The organism is Streptomyces sp. BL1 (assembly GCF_057628045.1).
In genome coordinates, this window is sequence record NZ_JBXYWZ010000002.1 from 5,553,551 (window position 1) to 5,570,420 (window position 16,870).

The following is a 16,870-nucleotide window of genomic DNA, read 5'->3' on the forward strand; positions in this document are numbered from 1 at the left end:
GGCTGTTGTACGTACGGACCAAAACGTGTCCTGTATCGGGGAGTTCGCGGGGTTCATCCCGACCAGGGGGCGTCCTGGCGCCCTTTCGACATTGACGTGAACTCGCCACCGCCCGCAGGATGCCGTCATGTTGGAGGCACTTGGGCTCGACCCCGTCCAGCAGCGGACCTATGAGGCCCTCGTCGACGGTGCCGTGACCGTCTCCGAACTGCGGGCCGTACTGGGCCTGAGCGCCGCGCGGGTACGCGAGAGCCTCTCCTCCCTGGAGCGGCTGAGCCTCGTGGGGCGTTACTCCGAGGAGCGCGGGCCCCGCGGCGGCGAGGAGCGCTATCTGCCCGTCGCCCCCGAAGTCGCCTTCGAATCCCTGCTGCTGGCCCGCGAAGAGGCCATCCACCGCACGCGCCGGCACATCCAGGTGCTGGCCTCCCGGTTCCGGGCGAACGCCTCCGGGCGCGACCCCGTCGACCTGGTCGAGATCGTCACAGGGCGGGCCGCCGTCATCCGGCAGGTCGACCAACTGCAGCGCAGCGCACGGCACGAGGTGCGGGGCATCGACAGACCGCCGTACGCGAACAGCGACCCGGACAGGTTCGACCCGAAGACCGGCATGATGCCCGTACAGCAGCAGATGCTGCGGGAAGGCATCGGCTACCGGGTCGTCTACGACACCGACGGCCTCCACCGGCTGGACACCGACATCGGCGCCGCCGCCGAACTGGGCGAGGACGCCCGGGTGATGGCCGACACCCCGACCAAGCTGCTGATCGCCGACGACCGGCTCGCGCTCATTCCGCTACGCGCGTCACCAAACGAGCTGGCCAGCAGCGTCGTCGTGCACCCCTCCGGACTGCTGGACGCGCTGGGGGAGTTCTTCGAGGTGCTGTGGGCCCGCGCGCTGCCGCTCTCCCACTACCTCGGCGACCCGGAACGGAAGGCCGGCGACGGGCCCACCCCGGAGGAGGCCCGGCTGCTGGCGCTGCTCACCACCGGGATGACCGACCAGGTCATGGCCCGTCAACTCGGCATCAGCCACCGCACGTTCCAGCGCCGGCTGCACGGTCTGATGGAACGGGTGGGCGTCAATACGCGGTTCCAGCTGGGGGTGCGCGCCGCGGCTCTCGGCTGGGTCCCCGAGGCGAGTCCGAGCTGCGATAAACCGCCCTCGATGAGGGAAACGTCCGTTCCGCGTACACCCTTGTCGTGAACGTCGCCGCTGTGCTGAGCTCTGGTCGCGCTCGAACAACAGCACCCCCCACACAGCGCACACCCCCCACGACGAGGAGGAACCCTCGCAATGGCAGTGACGCGTAAGAGAATTGTCGTCAGCGCCGCGGCGGCAGTCGCAGCAGCCGCCATCGGATCCGGTCTCGCGCTACCCGCGAACGCCGCCCCCACCGAAGGCACGGTCGTCGGAGCGAACTCCGCGAAGGCCGTCAAGGGCAGCTACATCGTCACGATGAAGTCCTCCGCCATGAAGGCCGGTTCGACGGAGAGCAAGAAGGTCGTCACCAAGCACGGCGGCAAGGTGAAGAACACCTTCAAGCACGCGCTGAACGGCTACTCGGCCGCCATGTCGGAGCAGGAGGCCAAGGAGCTGGCCGCCGACCCCGCCGTCGACCAGGTCTTCGCGAACCACAAGTACTCCATATCCGGTGAACAGGCCGACCCGCCCTCCTGGGGCCTGGACCGGCTGGACACCAAGGAGTTGAAGCTCGACAAGAAGTACACCTACCCGGACAAGGCCGGCGAGGGCGTCACCGCGTACGTCATCGACACCGGAACCCGCGCCTCCCACAAGGACTTCGAGGGCCGCGTGGGCAAGGGCTTCGACGCCGTCGACGGCGGCGCGGCCGACGACGGCAACGGCCACGGCACGCACGTCTCCAGCACGGTGGCGGGCAAGACGTACGGCGTCGCCAAGAAGGCCAAGATCGAGCCGGTCCGGGTCCTCGACGACCAGGGCTCCGGCAGCACCGAGGGTGTCGTCAAGGGCATCGAGTGGGTGGCCCAGAACGCCAAGGGCGCGTCCGTCGCCAACATGTCGCTCGGCGGTCCGGCCGACGAGGCGCTCGACAAGGCCGTGAAGAACACCATCGCCAAGGGCGTCACCTTCGCCGTCGCGGCGGGCAACGAGAGCCAGGACGCGAGCAAGTCGTCCCCGGCCCGGGTGCCGGAGGCGCTGACCGTCGGCGCCACCGACAACAAGGACGCGCAGGCCGAGTTCTCCAACTTCGGCAAGAGCCTGGACATCTACGCGCCGGGCGTCGACATCACCGGCGCCTGGAACAGCGGTGACGACGGCAAGGACACCATTTCCGGCACCTCGATGGCTTCCCCGCACGTCGCCGGTGCCGCCGCCGTCTATCTGTCGGGCCACACCGACGCAAAGCCCGACGCGGTGAGCAAGGCGCTGACCGGCGGAGCGGCCAAGGACGTCGTCGGCAGCCCCGGACAGGGCTCCCCGAACCTGCTGCTGAACGTCGTCGAGTGACCCTCGGCTCCACAGCGGCGGTACGAGCATGATCTGAGCACCACCCAGCACCACCTGCCGGACACCTGAACCGGCAACGCTTCCCCGAAACCGCGGCCGCGGACCGGTGCCCCACACACCGGCCCGCGGCCGCCGCGTGTGCGGGGTGCGCAGGGCACGGACGGATGGGCGTACGGGTGTGCGCACCTGTGCTGCCACCTGGCTGTTCGCCGGTAATGTGGCGGTAACCACTCCCCGTGATACTGAGGAGCGGGATGCCCCGGCAACGGGTCATCACAGGCCGTCTGACCAGCAAGGATTGGGTGACCATGGACAAGCAGCAGGAATTCGTGCTCCGCACGCTCGAGGAGCGCGACATCCGGTTCGTCCGGCTCTGGTTCACCGATGTGCTCGGGTTCCTCAAGTCCGTCGCCGTCGCACCCGCCGAACTGGAGCAGGCCTTCGACGAGGGCATGGGCTTCGACGGTTCGGCGATCGAGGGCTTCGCCCGGGTGTACGAGTCCGACATGATCGCGAAGCCGGACCCCAGCACCTTCCAGATACTCCCGTGGCGGGCCGAGGCACCGGGCACCGCGCGGATGTTCTGCGACATCCTGATGCCGGACGGCTCCCCCTCGTACGCGGACCCGCGCTACGTCCTCAAGCGCACCCTCGCCAAGACCTCCGACCTCGGCTTCACCTTCTACACCCACCCCGAGATCGAGTTCTTCCTGCTGAAGGACCGCCCCGTGGACGGCAGCCGCCCCATCCCCGCGGACTCCTCCGGCTACTTCGACCACACCCCGCAGCACGTCGGCATGGACTTCCGGCGGCAGGCCATCACGATGCTCGAATCCATGGGCATCTCCGTGGAGTTCAGCCACCACGAGGGCGCCCCGGGCCAGCAGGAGATCGACCTGCGCTACGCGGACGCGCTGTCCACCGCGGACAACATCATGACCTTCCGGCTCGTGATGAAGCAGGTCGCGCTGGAGCAGGGCGTGCAGGCCACGTTCATGCCCAAGCCGTTCTCCGAGCACCCCGGCTCCGGCATGCACACCCACCTCTCGCTCTTCGAGGGCGACCGCAACGCCTTCTACGAGTCGGGTTCCGAATACCAGCTCTCCAAGGTCGGCCGCTCCTTCATCGCCGGACTGCTGAAGTACGCGGGCGAGATCTCCGCCGTCACCAACCAGTGGGTGAACTCCTACAAGCGCATCTGGGGCGGCGCCAACCGCACGGCGGGCGAGGGCGGCGAGTCCCCCTCGTACATCTGCTGGGGCCACAACAACCGCAGCGCCCTCATCCGCGTCCCCATGTACAAGCCCGGCAAGATGGGCTCCACCCGCATCGAGGTCCGCTCCCTCGACGCCGGCGCCAACCCGTACCTCGCCTACTCGGTGCTGCTCGCCGCCGGCCTCAAGGGCATCGAGGAGGGCTACGAGCTGCCGCCCGGCGCCGACGACGACGTGTGGGCGCTGTCCGACGCGGAGCGCCGCGCCATGGGCATCGAGCCCCTGCCGCAGAACCTCGGCGAGGCCATCACCCTCATGGAGCGCAGCGAACTGGTCGCCGAGACCCTCGGCGAGCACGTCTTCGACTTCTTCCTGCGCAACAAGAAGCAGGAGTGGGAGGAGTACCGCTCCGAGGTCACCGCCTTCGAGCTCCGCAAGTCCCTGCCGGTGCTGTGAGCGAGGCGGAGACGCCCGCGGTGCCGTTCGGCGGGCGGCGCGACAGCCGGTACGGGCGCTATCTGCGGCACGGATTCACCGACATCACCGCGGCGCAGCGGCTGTTCGACTCGGCGGCGCTGGCGACGCTGCGCGACGACGCGGGCCTGCTCGACGCGCTCGGCGCCACCGCCGACCCGGACGGGGCGCTGCTCGGGCTGGTCCGGCTGGCCGAGGCGTCGGACGAGCGACAGGTGCTGCTGGAGACGCTGCGGACCAGCAAGCCGCTGCGGGACAGGCTGCTCGGGGTGCTCGGCGCGTCCGAGGCGTTCGCCGACCACCTCGCCCGGCACCCGCAGGACTGGCACGCGCTCGTCACGTACGAGTACGCCGATCTGAACCCGGGCATCGAGGAGTTCGAGGCCGTGCTCGGGCCCGCCGGCGGGCCCGACAGTCTGCGCCGGCTCTACCGCCGCTGCCTGATGACCGTCGCCGCGCGCGACGTGTGCGGCACCAGCGACCTCGCGGAGACCGCGGCGGAGCTGGCCGCGCTGGCCACCGCCACACTGCGGGTCGCGCTCGGGATCGCGGCCAGGGAGCAGCCGGAGGACGCGAAGGCCTGCCGGCTCGCCGTCGTCGGCATGGGCAAGTGCGGCGGCTGGGAGCTCAATTACGTCTCGGACGTCGACGTCATCTATGTGGCGGAGGCGGCCGAGGGCACCGAGGAGCAGCAGGCCGTGCAGGCCGCCACCCGGCTCGCCTCGCGGATGATGCGGATCTGCTCCGACACCACCGTCGAGGGCACCATCTGGCCCGTCGACGCCAATCTGCGCCCCGAGGGCCGCAACGGGCCGCTGGTGCGCACCTTGTCCTCGCATCTCGCCTACTACCAGCGGTGGGCCAAGACCTGGGAGTTCCAGGCCCTGTTGAAGGCCCGCCCGGTCGCCGGGGATCTCGCGCTGGGGCAGGAGTACGTGGAGGCCGTCGGCCCGATGGTGTGGCAGGCCGCCGAGCGCGAGAACTTCGTGACCGACGTCCAGCAGATGCGCCGCCGCGTCGTCGCGGGCATCCCCGCCGCGCAGGTGGACCGGGAACTGAAGCTCGGCCCCGGCGGCCTGCGCGACGTCGAGTTCGCCGTGCAGCTGCTGCAGTTGGTGCACGGCAGGTCCGACGCCACGCTGCGCAGCCCCACCACCCTGGTGGCCCTGGAGGAGGTGGCGGCGGGCGGCTATGTGGGCCGCAAGGACGCCGCCGAGCTCGACGCCTCGTACCGCTTCCTGCGCACCATGGAGCACCGCATCCAGCTCCAGAAGCTGCGCCGCACCCATCTGATGCCGGAGGCGGAGCCCGACCAGCGGCGCCTCGCGCGCTCCCTCGGCTTCCGCAGCGAACCCGTCGCCGAGCTGCAGAAGTCGTGGAAACGGCACGCCGCGGCCGTACGGCGGCTGCACGAGAAGCTGTTCTACCGGCCGCTGCTGGACGCCGTGGCGCAGCTCGACATCGGCGAGGCCCGGCTGTCCCCGCGCGCCGCGCGGCAGCGGCTCGAAGCGCTCGGCTACGTCGACCCCGCGGCGGCGCTGCGCCACCTGGAGGCCCTCGCCAGCGGCGTCAGCCGGAAGGCGGCCATCCAGCGCACGCTGCTGCCGGTGCTGCTCGGCTGGTTCGCGGACTCCGCCGACCCGGACGCCGGGCTGCTCAACTTCCGCAAGGTGTCGGACGCGTTGGGCAAGACCCCCTGGTATCTGCGGCTGCTGCGCGACGAGGGCGTCGCCGCCGAGAATCTCGCCCGGGTGCTGTCCGCCGGACGCTTCGCGCCCGACCTGCTGCTGCGGCAGCCGGAGGCGGTGGCGCTGCTCGGCGGCCCCGAGGGGCTGCGGCGGCGCTCGTACGACGCGCTGGCGCAGGAGATCCTCGCCGCCGTCGGCCGCGCCGACGGCGCGGAGCAGGGCATCGCCGCGGCCCGCGGCGTACGCCGCCGCGAGCTGTTCCGCACCGCCGCCGCCGACATCATCGGCGCGTACGGCACCGACGAGACGCCCGTCGCCGCCGACCCGGCGCCGGCCGTCGACCGCATCGGCGACTCGCTGACCGACCTGAACGCCGCCACCCTCGCCGGCGCGCTGCGCGCCGCCGTCCGCGACCAGTGGGGCGACGAGCTGCCGACCCGGTTCGCGGTCATCGGCATGGGCAGGTTCGGCGGGCACGAGATGAACTACGGCTCGGACGCGGACGTGCTGTTCGTCCACGAGCCGCGGGAGGGCGTGTCCGAACACGACGCGGGGAAGGCCGCGTTCGCCGTCGCCACCGAGATCCGGCGGCTGCTCCAGCTGCCCACGTCCGACCCGCCGCTGCTCATCGACGCCGACCTGCGCCCCGAGGGCAAGACCGGCACTTTGGCCCGCTCCCTCGGTTCGTACGCCGCCTACTACCGGCGCTGGTCGGTGATCTGGGAGAGCCAGGCCCTGCTGCGCGCCGAGCCCGTCGCGGGCGACGCCGATCTGGGGCGGCGCTTCGTCGAGCTGATCGACCCGCTGCGCTATCCGGCCGACGGGCTGACCGAGGAGTCGGAGCGGGAGATCCGCCGGCTCAAGGCGCGGATGGAGGCCGAACGGCTGCCGCGCGGCGCCGACCCGACCACGCACACCAAGCTGGGCCGCGGCGGACTCACCGACGTCGAGTGGACCGTGCAGCTGCTCCAACTGCGGCACGGCGCCGCGGAACCGGGCCTGCGGACGACCCGTACGCGGGAGGCGCTGGCCACGGCGCGCGCCGTCGGCCTGCTGGACACGGAGGACGCGGCGACCCTCGACGAGGCGTGGCTGCTGGCGACGCGGGTGCGGAACGCCGTGCTGCTGGTGCGCGGCAGGGCCGGTGACACCTTCCCCTCGGAACCGCGGGAACTCGCGGGCGTGGCACGGTATCTGGGGTACGACCCCGGGCACGTCGGCGAGATGGTCGACCACTACCGGCGCACCACGCGGCGCGCGCGGGCCGTCGTGGAGCGGCTGTTCTACGGCGCGGAGGACTGAAGGCCAGGGCGCGGACTGACGCCTACGGCGCGGAGGACTGGAGCGCCCCGGCCGCGGCCGGGGCAGCGCGCGGCCCCGGCACCATCCGGGGCAGCCGGTACGAGAAGCTGCCGTACCAGGCGTAGGAGAGCAGGAAGCCGAAGGCGAGACAGAGCAGTCCGCCCACCGCGTCCAGCCAGAAGTGATTCGCCGTACAGACGATGACCACCAGCGTGGACACCGGATACAGCACGCCGAGGACCTTCCCCCACAGGGGCCGCGACAGCATCACTATGGTGACGCCGCACCACAGGGACCAGCCGATGTGCATGGACGGCATCGCGGCGTACTGGTTGGACATCTCCGCGAGGTTCCCCGAGGCCATCGAGCCCCAGGTGTCGTGCACCCGCACCGTGTCGATGAAGTGCACTCCGTGCATGAGGCGGGGCGGCGCCAGAGGGTAGAGGAAGTAGCCCAGCAGGGCGACGCCGGTCGTGGCGAACAGGACCAGGCGGGTCGCCGCGTACCGGCCGGGATGCCGGCGGTAGAGCCACACCAGCACGCCGATCGTCACGATGAAGTGCAGTGTCGCGTAGTAGTAGTTCATGCTGACGATCAGCCAGGAGACGCTGTTGACCGCGTGGTTGACGGAGTGTTCGACGGCGATGCCCAGCTCGTGCTCGGTGCGCCAGATCCAGTCGGCGTTCTTCAGGGCCTGAGTGCGCTGCTCGGGAACGGCGTTGCGGATGAGGGAGTACGTCCAGTAGCTCACCGCGATCAGGGCGATCTCGAACCAGATGCGGGGCCTGCGGGGGGAGCGCAGCCGGGCGAGCAGCGTCTCGTCCGTGCGCCGGATCCCCGTCGCGTCGCGCACCTTCCCCGAACGCGCGGCGGACGAGCGGCTCTGGTCGTGGATGCTCGTCGGTGCCCCCATGGTGTGACAGTTTGCCAGAAGGGTCCCCGACGCCGATCATCCTTGGGGCGGGTCTTTTACGCCGTTTCCGTCCTCCCCGCGACCGAGGCGTCGTCAGGGGTTCTCGGGGTGTCTGCCGGTGTGTCACCCGGCGCGTCCCACGGTGTGTTGGGGTGTCCGGCGCCGCGCGGCGCCGAGGCCGTGGAGCCCCTTACCACGAGCTCCGGGAGGAAGACGAATTCGCTCAGCGGAGCCGGCGTGCCGCCGATCTCCTCCAGCAGGGTGCGCACCGCGGCCTGCCCCATCGCGGTGACGGGCTGCCGGATCGTGGTGAGCGGCGGGTCGGTGAACGCGATCAGCGGGGAGTCGTCGAAGCCGATGACGGACACGTCGTGCGGTACGGACAGACCGCGCTGCCGTGCCGCGCGTATCGCACCGAGCGCCATCATGTCGCTGGCGCACACGACGGCCGTACAGCCGCGGTCCAGCAGTGCGTCGGTCGCGGCCTGTCCGCCTTCCAGCGTGTAGAGGGAGTGCTGTACGTACGGCCCGGTCTCCGCCGCGGGCTGTCCCAGCTGCTCGTCCATGCTGCGCAGATAACCCTCGATCTTCCGCTGGACCGGCACGAACCGCTCGGGTCCCAGCGCCAGTCCGATGCGGCGGTGCCCGAGGGAGGCCAGGTGTGTGACCGCCAGCCGCATGGCGGCCCGGTCGTCGGGGGAGACGAACGGCGCCTGCACCTTGGGGGAGAAGCCGTTGATGAGGACGAACGGCACGCCCTGGCCGCGCAGCTTCTCGTACCGCCGCATGTCCTGCGTGGTGTCGGCGTGCAGCCCGGAGACGAAGATGATGCCGGAGACGCCGCGCTCCACGAGCATCTCGGTGAGCTCGTCCTCGGTGGAGCCGCCCGGCGTCTGCGTCGCCAGCACCGGCGTGTATCCCTGGCGGGTCAGGCCCTGCGCGATGACCTGCGCGAACGCGGGGAATATCGGGTTCTCCAGCTCCGGCGTGATCAGCCCGACCAGGCCGGCGCTGTGCCGTCGCAGCCTGCCCGGCCGTTCGTACCCGAGCACGTCGAGAGCGGCCAGGACGGACTCGCGGGTGGCAGCGGAGACGCCCGGTTTGCCGTTCAGGACCCGGCTGACCGTCGCTTCGCTGACCCCCGCCTGTGCTGCGATGTCAGCTAGCCGTGCGGTCACGGACTGGACTGTACCGGGCGTGGCTCACACTGCCCACCATGTGCAGGAATCGGCCGGGAGCAGGGCACGGCCGCCGCTGAACTCCAGCGCGGCGGACGACAGCAGCGGCTTCCCCGGTACCGGGAACTCCACATCCTCCGCGCGGGTGTTGACCGTGCACACGAAGCCCGGGCGGGACAGCGCCAGCACCCCGTCGGGCGCGTCCAGCCACTCCATCGTGCCGTCGCCGAGGCCCGGGAGCTCCCGGCGCAGCGCGAGCGCGGAGCGGTACAGCTCCAGGGTGGAGCGCGGGTCGCCGGTCTGCACCGCCACCGACAGCCGCTTCCACTCGCCGGGCTGCGGCAGCCAGCTTCCGCCGGGGCCGAAACCGTACGGGGCCGCGTCCCCGGACCAGGGGAGCGGCACCCGGCAGCCGTCGCGCTGCCCGTCCTGGCCCTCGCCGCGGAAGAACGCCGGGTCCTGGCGCACCTCGTCGGGCAGCTCCGTCACCTCGGGCAGGCCCAGCTCCTCGCCCTGGTAGAGGTACATCGAGCCGGGCAGTGCGAGCAGCAGCAGCGCCGCGGCCCGCGCCCGCTCCAGGCTGCCGAGGCGGGTGACGTGCCGGACGACGTCGTGATTGGACAGCACCCACGTGGTGGGGGCGCCGACGGAGGTGGTGGCGGCCATCGACTCCTCGATGACGGCGCGCATCTGCGTCGCGTCCCAAGGGCAGCGCAGGAACTGGAAGTTGAACGCCTGGTGCAGCTCGTCCGGGCGTACGTAGAGCGCGAGCCGTCCCGCGTCCGGGGCCCAGGCCTCCGCGACGCCGATGCGCTGCCCCTCGTAACTGTCGAGAAGCCGGCGCCAGGAGCGGTGGATCTCGTGCACCCCGTCCTGGTCGAAGAACGGCAGCTCCTGCGCGCCGATCAGCTTCGCCTGTTCCTTGCGGCCGATGTCGGGCAGTCCTGGCGCCTTGACCATGCCGTGCGCGACGTCGATGCGGAAGCCGTCGACGCCGAGGTCGAGCCAGAACCGGAGGATCGACTCGAACTCCTCGCGGACCTCGGCGTTCTCCCAGTTGAGGTCGGGCTGTTCCGGCGCGAACAGATGCAGGTACCAGGGGCCCGGGGTGCCGTCCGGCTCCGTGACGCGGGTCCACGCGGGGCCGCCGAAGACGGACTCCCAGTCGTTCGGGGGCAGTTCGCCGTCGTCGCCCTTGCCCGGCGCGAAGTGGTAGCGGGCGCGGGCCGGTCCGTCGCCGCGCAGCGCCTCCGCGAACCAGGCGTGCCGGTCGGACGTGTGGTTCGGGACGACGTCGACGATGACGCGCAGCCCCAGCCGGTGCGCCTCGCGGACCAGGTCGTCGGCGTCGCTCAGATCGCCGAACCGCGGGTCGACCGCGCGGTAGTCGGCGACGTCGTAGCCGCCGTCGGCCTGCGGCGAGGCGTAGAAGGGGGTCAGCCAGACCGCGTCGACGCCCAACTCCGCCAGGTGCGGCAGGCGTTGGCGGATGCCGGGGAGGTCGCCGACGCCGTCACCGTCGCTGTCGGCGAAGGAGCGCACGTACACCTGGTAGATGACGGCGTCGCGCCACCAGCCGGGTGCGGCTGCGGAGTTCTCGCCCGACGCGGAGTCGGTGTTGACGGCGTGCTGCGGCATGGACCATCCCTCTCGGCTCGGTACGCAATGGGGCCGAACGTAGCAGCGCTGCAAGGTCTTTCGGAAGCTTGACGGGTCAACTTGCAGAAAATTGCCGCAAGGTCTTTCGGAAAGTTTGCGGCGCGGTTACGTTGCTCCGCAGTTCGGCGCCGCTCGGTGCGCCGGGGATGTGGGAGGGAACGACATGCGGCGTGGCATAGGCGCCACCGCGGCGGCCGCGGTGCTGGCACTGACGGCGACGGCATGCGGCGGAAGCGACAGCGGCGGCGGGAACGGCGCGAACGGCGAGATCGCCGGCACCGTCACCTACTGGGACACCTCGAACGACGGCGAGAAGGGCGCGTACAAGAAGATCGCCGAGGACTTCGAGCAGAAGCACCCCAAGGTCGATGTGAAGTACGTGCACGTCAACTTCGGTGACGCCAGCCAGAAGTTCAAGAACGCGGCGGGCGGCAACTCCGGCGCCCCCGACGTGATGCGCACCGAGGTCGCCTGGGTGGCCGACTTCGCCAACCTCGGCTACCTCGCGCCGCTGGACGGCACTCCGGCGCTGGACCAGGAGGACGACTTCCTCAAGAACGCGGCGGGCAGCACCCGTTTCGAGGGCAAGACGTACGCGGTGCCGCAGGTCACCGACACCCTCGCGCTGTTCTACAACAAGCGGCTGCTCAAGAAGGCAGGCGTGCCCGTGCCCGCCTCCACGGCCGAACTGAAGAAGTCCGCCAAGAAGATCAAGAGCAGCACCGGTGCCACGGGCCTCTACCTGCGCGGCGACGACCCGTACTGGTTCCTGCCCTACCTCTACGGCGAGGGCGGCGACCTGGTCGACGCCACCGCAAAGAAGGTCGAGGTCGACGACCCGGCAGGGGCGAAGGCCTTCGCCGGCATGAAGGACCTCGTCGACTCCAAGGCGGCGATCACCGACAGCAGCGACGGCCAGGAGAACCAGCTCAAGGCCTTCCGGGACGGCAAGGTCGCGATGATCGTCGACGGCCCCTGGGACATCGCCGGAGCCCGCGAGGGCAAGGAGTTCAACGGCGCCAAGAACGAGGACAACCTCGGCGTCGCCCCCGTACCGGCCGGCAGCAAGGCCCAGGGCTCCCCGCAGGGCGGCTGGAATCTCTCCGTCTACGCCGGCACGAAGAACATGCGCGCGTCGCAGGAGTTCGCCAAGTACATGGGCTCCGCCGAGGTGCAGGAACGCACCACCAAGGAGATCAGCCTGCTGCCCACCCGGCAGTCGGTGTACGAGAAGCCGTCCGTGAAGAAGAACGAGATGGTGTCGTTCTTCAAGCCGGCCGTCGACAAGGCCGTGCAGCGCCCCTGGATCGCCGAGGGCAACTCCCTCTTCGAGCCCATCCGGCTGCAGATGGACGCCGTCCTCGCGAACGGCAAGCGGCCCGAGGACGCCGCGGCCAAGACCGGCGACGAGTTCCGCAAGCTGCTCAAGGGATACAAGTGACCGCGGTGACCACCCCTGTCCGTACGGAGCGCGGGAGCGGCAGGCCCGGTGACGCCGCCGCCCCCGCGCCCCGCGCCCCCGGGTCCGGCCGGCTGCGCCGGGCGCTCGCCAAGCACTGGTACGCCTGGACGATGTGCGCCCCCGTGGTGCTCGTCATCGGGCTGATCATCGGCTATCCGCTGCTGCGCGGCGTCTATCTGTCCCTCACGGACGCCGACGAGGCGAACGTCGAGCGCACCATCGGCGTCAACCACATCCCCGCGACATACGAGTTCACCGGCCTCGACAACTACGCGGCCATCCTGGGCGACAGCGTCTTCTGGAGCCGGCTCGGCTGGACCGCCGTCTGGACCGTGAGCTGTGTGGGCGTCACCTTCCTGCTCGGCCTGGCACTTGCCAACATGCTCAACCGGAAGGTGCGCGGCCGCGGCGTCTACCGCGTCGCGATGATCGTGCCCTGGGGCATCCCGGCCTTCGTCTCCGTCTTCGCCTGGAAGATGCTGTTCAACGAGAAGAACGGCCTCCTCAACAAGGTGCTCGACGGCGGCGGTATCGCCGGAGTGCCCTGGCTGGGCGACCCCGTCTGGGCCAAAGTGGCCGTCATCGCGGTCAACGTGTGGCTCGGTGTGCCGTTCATGATCGTGGCGATGCTGGGCGCACTGCAGTCCATCCCGGCCGAACAGTACGAAGCCGCGGAGATGGACGGTGCGTCGCCCTGGCAGCGGTTCACCAACGTGACGCTGCCCGGCGTCCGTTCGGTCAGCAGCACGGTGATCCTGCTGAGCACCATCTGGACGTTCAACATGTTCCCCGTCATCTACCTGCTCACCAAGGGCGGCCCCGAGGACTCCACGGAGATCCTCGTGACGTACGCCTTCCGGCTGTCCTTCGTGAACAGCCCGCGGGACTTCGCCACGTCGGCCGCCTGGGGCGTCCTCATCCTGCTGCTGCTCACCGTGTTCACCGTCGTCTACCGCCGGGCACTGCGCCGGCAAGGGGAGGAGTGGTGACGATGCGCACCCGCAAGAGGTCCCCGCTCGCCTCCACCGGACTGCACCTCGGGCTGCTCGCGGCCACCGCCGTCGCGCTGTTCCCGCCGCTGTGGCTCCTGGTGACCTCGTTCAAACCGACGAACGAGGCGTTCTCCGCCTCCCTCGTGCAGGGCTTCACCCTCGGCAACTACGGACACGTCGTACGGGACACCCAGTTCCTCACCTGGTTCGCCAACTCGCTGACCGTGGTGCTCGGTACGACCCTGATCGGCGTGTTCATCGCGGCCACCACGGGCTACGCGCTGAGCCGGTTCCGGTTCCCCGGGATGCGGCCGCTGGTGTGGGTGCTGCTGGTGACGCAGATGTTCCCGATGGCCGTGCTCATCGTGCCGCTGTACAACACGATGGCCACCCTCGGACTCCTCAACCAGCCCGTCGGACTGATCGTCACGTACCTCACGGTGGCCGTGCCGTTCTGCGCCTGGATGATGAAGGGCTTCTTCGACACCATCCCCCCGGAGATCGACGAATCGGGGCGGGTGGACGGGCTGAACCCGTTCGGCACCTTCTGGCGGCTCATCCTGCCGCTCGCGAAGCCCGGCCTGGCCGTCACCGGCTTCTACACGTTCGTCACCGCGTGGGCCGAAGTCGCGTACGCCACGGCCTTCATGACGGGCGAGGAGAACCTCACCCTGGCCGGCGGACTCCAGACCTTCGTCAACCGGTACGGCTCCGACTGGGGCTCCATGACCGCCGCGGCCGTCATCATCGCCGTCCCGGCCGCCCTCGTGTTCGGCTTCGCACAGCGGCACCTGGTCTCCGGGCTGACGGCGGGAGCGACGAAGTCGTGACACAGGCCCCCGCCTCCGGGCTGCCCGTGGCACGGCTGGCCGACCTCGCCGCGCACGCCGACGTCAGCGAGGCCACCGTCAGCCGGGTGCTCAACGGCCGTGCGGGCGTCGCCTCTTCGACACGGCAGAAGGTCCTCGCGGCACTCGACGTGCTCGGCTACGAGCGGCCCGTACGGCTGCGGCAGCGCAGCGCGGGACTGGTCGGCCTGGTCATACCCGAACTGACCAACCCGATCTTTCCCGCCTTCGCGCAGGTCATCGAGCAGGCCCTGTCGGGCTACGGCTACACGCCGGTGCTCGGCACGCAGATGCCCGGCGGTGCCACCGAGGACGAACTGGTCGACCAGCTCGTCGAACGCGGTGTCACCGGGATCGTGTTCCTCTCCGGACTGCACGCCGACCTGACGGCCGATCCGGTCAGATACGGACGGCTCGCGGCCCGTGGTGTGCCGTTCGTGCTCATCAACGGATACAACCAGCACATCGCCGCACCCTCCGTCTCCCCGGACGACCGTGCCGCCGCGGCCATCGCCGTACGGCACCTCGTCGAACTGGGGCACCGGAAGGTCGGACTGGCCGTCGGGCCCGCCCGGTTCGTGCCCGCGCGGCGCAAGGCCGAGGGCTTCGCCGCGACGCTGGAGGAGCTCGCCGGGCACGGCGTCTCCGGCGTCGTGCAGCACACCCTGTTCACCGTGGAGGGTGGCCAGGCAGCCGCCGGAGCGCTGCTCGACGCGGGCTGTACGGGCTTCGTGTGCGGCAGCGACCTGATGGCCCTCGGGGCGATCAGGGCAGCGCGGCAGCGCGGGCTGGACTGCCCGCGCGACGTGTCGGTGGTCGGCTACGACGACTCGGCGCTGAACGCCTTCACGGACCCGCCGCTGACGACCGTACGGCAGCCCGTACGCGCCATGGCCAACGCGGCCGTGCACGCGCTGCTGGAGGAAGTCGGCCACAGTGCCGCGCAGAACGCGGAGTTCGTCTTCCAGCCCGAGCTGGTCGTCCGCGGTTCGACGGGGTCCCGGCGGGGCGCGGAAGGCCGCTGAGACCGCGCGGCAGCGGACGCTGCGCGATACCTTCCGCAACTTTCTGCAAGCTGTTACGTTCCTCTCGCTCCGGTCCGGCCGGCCGGGGGACCCACCGGGCCCCACGCGCCCGGCCGGCCGGTCCGGTCCCCAACGGCCTTTCGGGCGCGGCGCGTTGCCCCCGGGCATTCCCTTCGCTTCTCCAGACGGAGGCGTCATGGTCTTGTTCGCACGTTCACCGCTCCGCCGCTCCAGACCCCTGGCGGTCCTGCTCGCCCTCACCGCCTGCGCGGCCGCCGCGCTCGGCACGGCGCCGCAGCAGGCGCAGGCCGCGCCGCCCGGCGGCAAGGACGTCACCGCCGTGCTGTTCAACTGGCGCTTCGACTCGGTCGCCGAGGAGTGCACGTCGAAGCTCGGCCCGGCCGGCTACGGCCACGTACAGGTCTCGCCTCCCCAGGAGCACATCCAGGGCGGGCAGTGGTGGACCCAGTACCAGCCCGTCAGCTACAAGCTGGAGAGCCGCCTCGGCAACCGCGAACAGTTCCGCGCCATGGTCGCCACCTGCCGCTCCGCGGGCGTGGGTGTCGTGGTGGACACCGTCATCAACCACATGAGCGCGGGTTCCGGCACCGGCACCGGCGGCTCCTCGTACTCCAAGTACGCCTACCCGGGCACCTATTCGGGCGCCGACATGGACGACTGCCGCAGCCAGATCAGCAACTATCAGGACCGCTACAACGTGCAGTCCTGCGAACTGGTCGGCCTGGCCGACCTGGACACCGGCGAGGAGTACGTGCGCGGCCGGATCGCGGCCTACATGAACGACCTGCTGTCGCTCGGTGCCGCCGGCTTCCGCGTCGACGCCGCCAAGCACATGCCGGCCGCCGATCTGGCGAACATCAAGAGCAGGCTGACCAACCCCGGCGCCTACTGGAAGCAGGAAGCCATCTACGGCGCCGGCGAGGCCGTCTCGCCGGGCGAGTACCTCGGCAACGGCGATGTGCAGGAGTTCCGCTACGCGTTCGACCTCAAGCGGGTCTTCCAGAACGAGAAGCTGTCCTACCTGAGCAACTACGGCACCGGCTGGGGCTACATGGACAGCGGTAAGGCCGCCGTGATGGTCGACAACCACGACACCGAGCGGAACGGCTCCACCCTCAGCTACAAGAACGGCGCGGACTACACGCTCGCCAACGTGTTCATGCTGGCCTGGCCCTACGGCTCCCCGGACGTGCACTCCGGCTACGAGTTCAGCGACAGTGACGCGGGGCCGCCCAACGGCGGGACAGTGAACGCCTGTTGGCAGGACGGCTGGAAGTGCCAGCACGCCTGGACGGAGATCCAGTCCATGGTCGGGTTCCGCAACGAGACGCGCGGCACCGACGTGCGCGACTGGTGGGACAACGGCAACGACGCCATCGCCTTCAGCCGCGGCACCAAGGGCTTCGTGGCCGTCAACCACGAGACCGGCCCGCTGACCCGTACGTTCCAGACCTCGCTGCCGGACGGCAGCTACTGCGATGTGCAGAGCAGGACGGCACGCACCGTGAGCGGCGGCAAGGTCACCGCGACCCTCGCCGCGAACACGGCACTCGCCCTGCACACGGCCGCCCGCACCTGCTGACCGTACGACTTGCCGACCGCA

Annotated in this window: 12 protein-coding genes; 9 read left to right on the forward strand and 3 right to left on the reverse strand. The window is 70.4% G+C overall.

All coding sequences use genetic code 11. The features are described 5' to 3' along the window. Nucleotides 1-127: 127 nt before the first annotated feature. The 4 genes from AC3AGO_RS24400 (at nucleotide 128) to AC3AGO_RS24415 (ending at nucleotide 7,169) form a co-directional block, all read left to right on the forward strand. Complete coding sequence (locus AC3AGO_RS24400) at nucleotides 128-1,204, forward strand: helix-turn-helix transcriptional regulator (protein ID WP_487822373.1); 1,077 nt, start codon at nucleotides 128-130, stop codon at nucleotides 1,202-1,204. Between the two features lie 90 nt (nucleotides 1,205-1,294). Beyond that, the gene (locus AC3AGO_RS24405) at nucleotides 1,295-2,491 is read left to right on the forward strand and encodes a S8 family peptidase (protein ID WP_487822374.1); all 1,197 of its coding nucleotides are present in this window, start codon (nucleotides 1,295-1,297) and stop codon (nucleotides 2,489-2,491) included. Between the two features lie 308 nt (nucleotides 2,492-2,799). After that, nucleotides 2,800-4,161, forward strand: coding sequence for a glutamine synthetase family protein (locus AC3AGO_RS24410; RefSeq protein ID WP_487822375.1), 1,362 nt, complete (start codon nucleotides 2,800-2,802; stop codon nucleotides 4,159-4,161). 20 nt (nucleotides 4,162-4,181) lie between these two features. After that, complete coding sequence (locus AC3AGO_RS24415; protein WP_487824789.1) at nucleotides 4,182-7,169, forward strand: bifunctional [glutamine synthetase] adenylyltransferase/[glutamine synthetase]-adenylyl-L-tyrosine phosphorylase; 2,988 nt, start codon at nucleotides 4,182-4,184, stop codon at nucleotides 7,167-7,169. Between the two features lie 22 nt (nucleotides 7,170-7,191). On the opposite strand, the gene AC3AGO_RS24420 is transcribed toward AC3AGO_RS24415, so the two are convergent. The 3 genes from AC3AGO_RS24420 to AC3AGO_RS24430 are packed head-to-tail and all read right to left on the reverse strand — an operon-like array spanning nucleotide 7,192 to nucleotide 10,898. Further along, a complete protein-coding gene (locus tag AC3AGO_RS24420) occupies nucleotides 7,192-8,082 on the reverse strand; it encodes a phosphatase PAP2 family protein (RefSeq protein WP_487822376.1) in 891 nt (296 codons plus the stop codon). Nucleotides 8,083-8,138: 56 nt separating this feature from the next. Further along, nucleotides 8,139-9,260 (reverse strand): LacI family DNA-binding transcriptional regulator, encoded by a 1,122-nt coding sequence (locus tag AC3AGO_RS24425; protein WP_487822377.1) that lies wholly within the window; start codon nucleotides 9,258-9,260, stop codon nucleotides 8,139-8,141. Nucleotides 9,261-9,284: 24 nt separating this feature from the next. Continuing rightward, nucleotides 9,285-10,898: a glycoside hydrolase family 13 protein gene (locus AC3AGO_RS24430; protein WP_487822378.1), complete on the reverse strand. Its 1,614-nt coding sequence runs from the start codon at nucleotides 10,896-10,898 to the stop codon at nucleotides 9,285-9,287. 184 nt (nucleotides 10,899-11,082) lie between these two features. On the opposite strand from AC3AGO_RS24430, the gene AC3AGO_RS24435 reads away from it, so the two are divergent. From AC3AGO_RS24435 to AC3AGO_RS24455, 5 genes are all read left to right on the forward strand, one after another. Beyond that, entirely contained in the window at nucleotides 11,083-12,360 is a 1,278-nt protein-coding gene (locus AC3AGO_RS24435) for an extracellular solute-binding protein (RefSeq protein WP_487822379.1), read from the forward strand. A 5-nt stretch (nucleotides 12,361-12,365) separates the two neighbouring features. Next, complete coding sequence (locus AC3AGO_RS24440) at nucleotides 12,366-13,370, forward strand: carbohydrate ABC transporter permease (RefSeq protein ID WP_487822380.1); 1,005 nt, start codon at nucleotides 12,366-12,368, stop codon at nucleotides 13,368-13,370. Nucleotides 13,371-13,372: 2 nt separating this feature from the next. Further along, nucleotides 13,373-14,203, forward strand: a complete 831-nt coding sequence (locus AC3AGO_RS24445; protein WP_487822381.1) for a sugar ABC transporter permease — start codon at nucleotides 13,373-13,375, stop codon at nucleotides 14,201-14,203. Beyond that, nucleotides 14,200-15,246: a LacI family DNA-binding transcriptional regulator gene (locus AC3AGO_RS24450; protein ID WP_487822382.1), complete on the forward strand. Its 1,047-nt coding sequence runs from the start codon at nucleotides 14,200-14,202 to the stop codon at nucleotides 15,244-15,246. The genes AC3AGO_RS24445 and AC3AGO_RS24450 overlap by 4 nt, the downstream gene beginning before the upstream one ends. Before the next feature lie 196 nt (nucleotides 15,247-15,442). Then, nucleotides 15,443-16,849 carry an alpha-amylase gene (locus AC3AGO_RS24455; protein WP_487822383.1) on the forward strand — a complete coding sequence of 469 codons (1,407 nt, stop codon included), beginning with the start codon at nucleotides 15,443-15,445 and terminating at the stop codon, nucleotides 16,847-16,849. Nucleotides 16,850-16,870 lie beyond the last annotated feature (21 nt).

Bases quoted from the DNA above. Each gene is read 5' to 3' on its own strand.
- AC3AGO_RS24435 (WP_487822379.1), top strand. From the start codon at position 11,083: ATGCGGCGTGGCATAGGCGCCACCGCGGCGGCCGCGGTGCTGGCACTG.
- AC3AGO_RS24410 (WP_487822375.1), top strand. From the start codon at position 2,800: ATGGACAAGCAGCAGGAATTCGTGCTCCGCACGCTCGAGGAGCGCGAC.
- AC3AGO_RS24445 (WP_487822381.1), top strand. From the start codon at position 13,373: ATGCGCACCCGCAAGAGGTCCCCGCTCGCCTCCACCGGACTGCACCTC.
- AC3AGO_RS24455 (WP_487822383.1), top strand. From the start codon at position 15,443: ATGGTCTTGTTCGCACGTTCACCGCTCCGCCGCTCCAGACCCCTGGCG.
- AC3AGO_RS24405 (WP_487822374.1), top strand. From the start codon at position 1,295: ATGGCAGTGACGCGTAAGAGAATTGTCGTCAGCGCCGCGGCGGCAGTC.
- AC3AGO_RS24400 (WP_487822373.1), top strand. From the start codon at position 128: ATGTTGGAGGCACTTGGGCTCGACCCCGTCCAGCAGCGGACCTATGAG.
- AC3AGO_RS24420 (WP_487822376.1), bottom strand. From the start codon at position 8,082: ATGGGGGCACCGACGAGCATCCACGACCAGAGCCGCTCGTCCGCCGCG.
- AC3AGO_RS24430 (WP_487822378.1), bottom strand. From the start codon at position 10,898: ATGCCGCAGCACGCCGTCAACACCGACTCCGCGTCGGGCGAGAACTCC.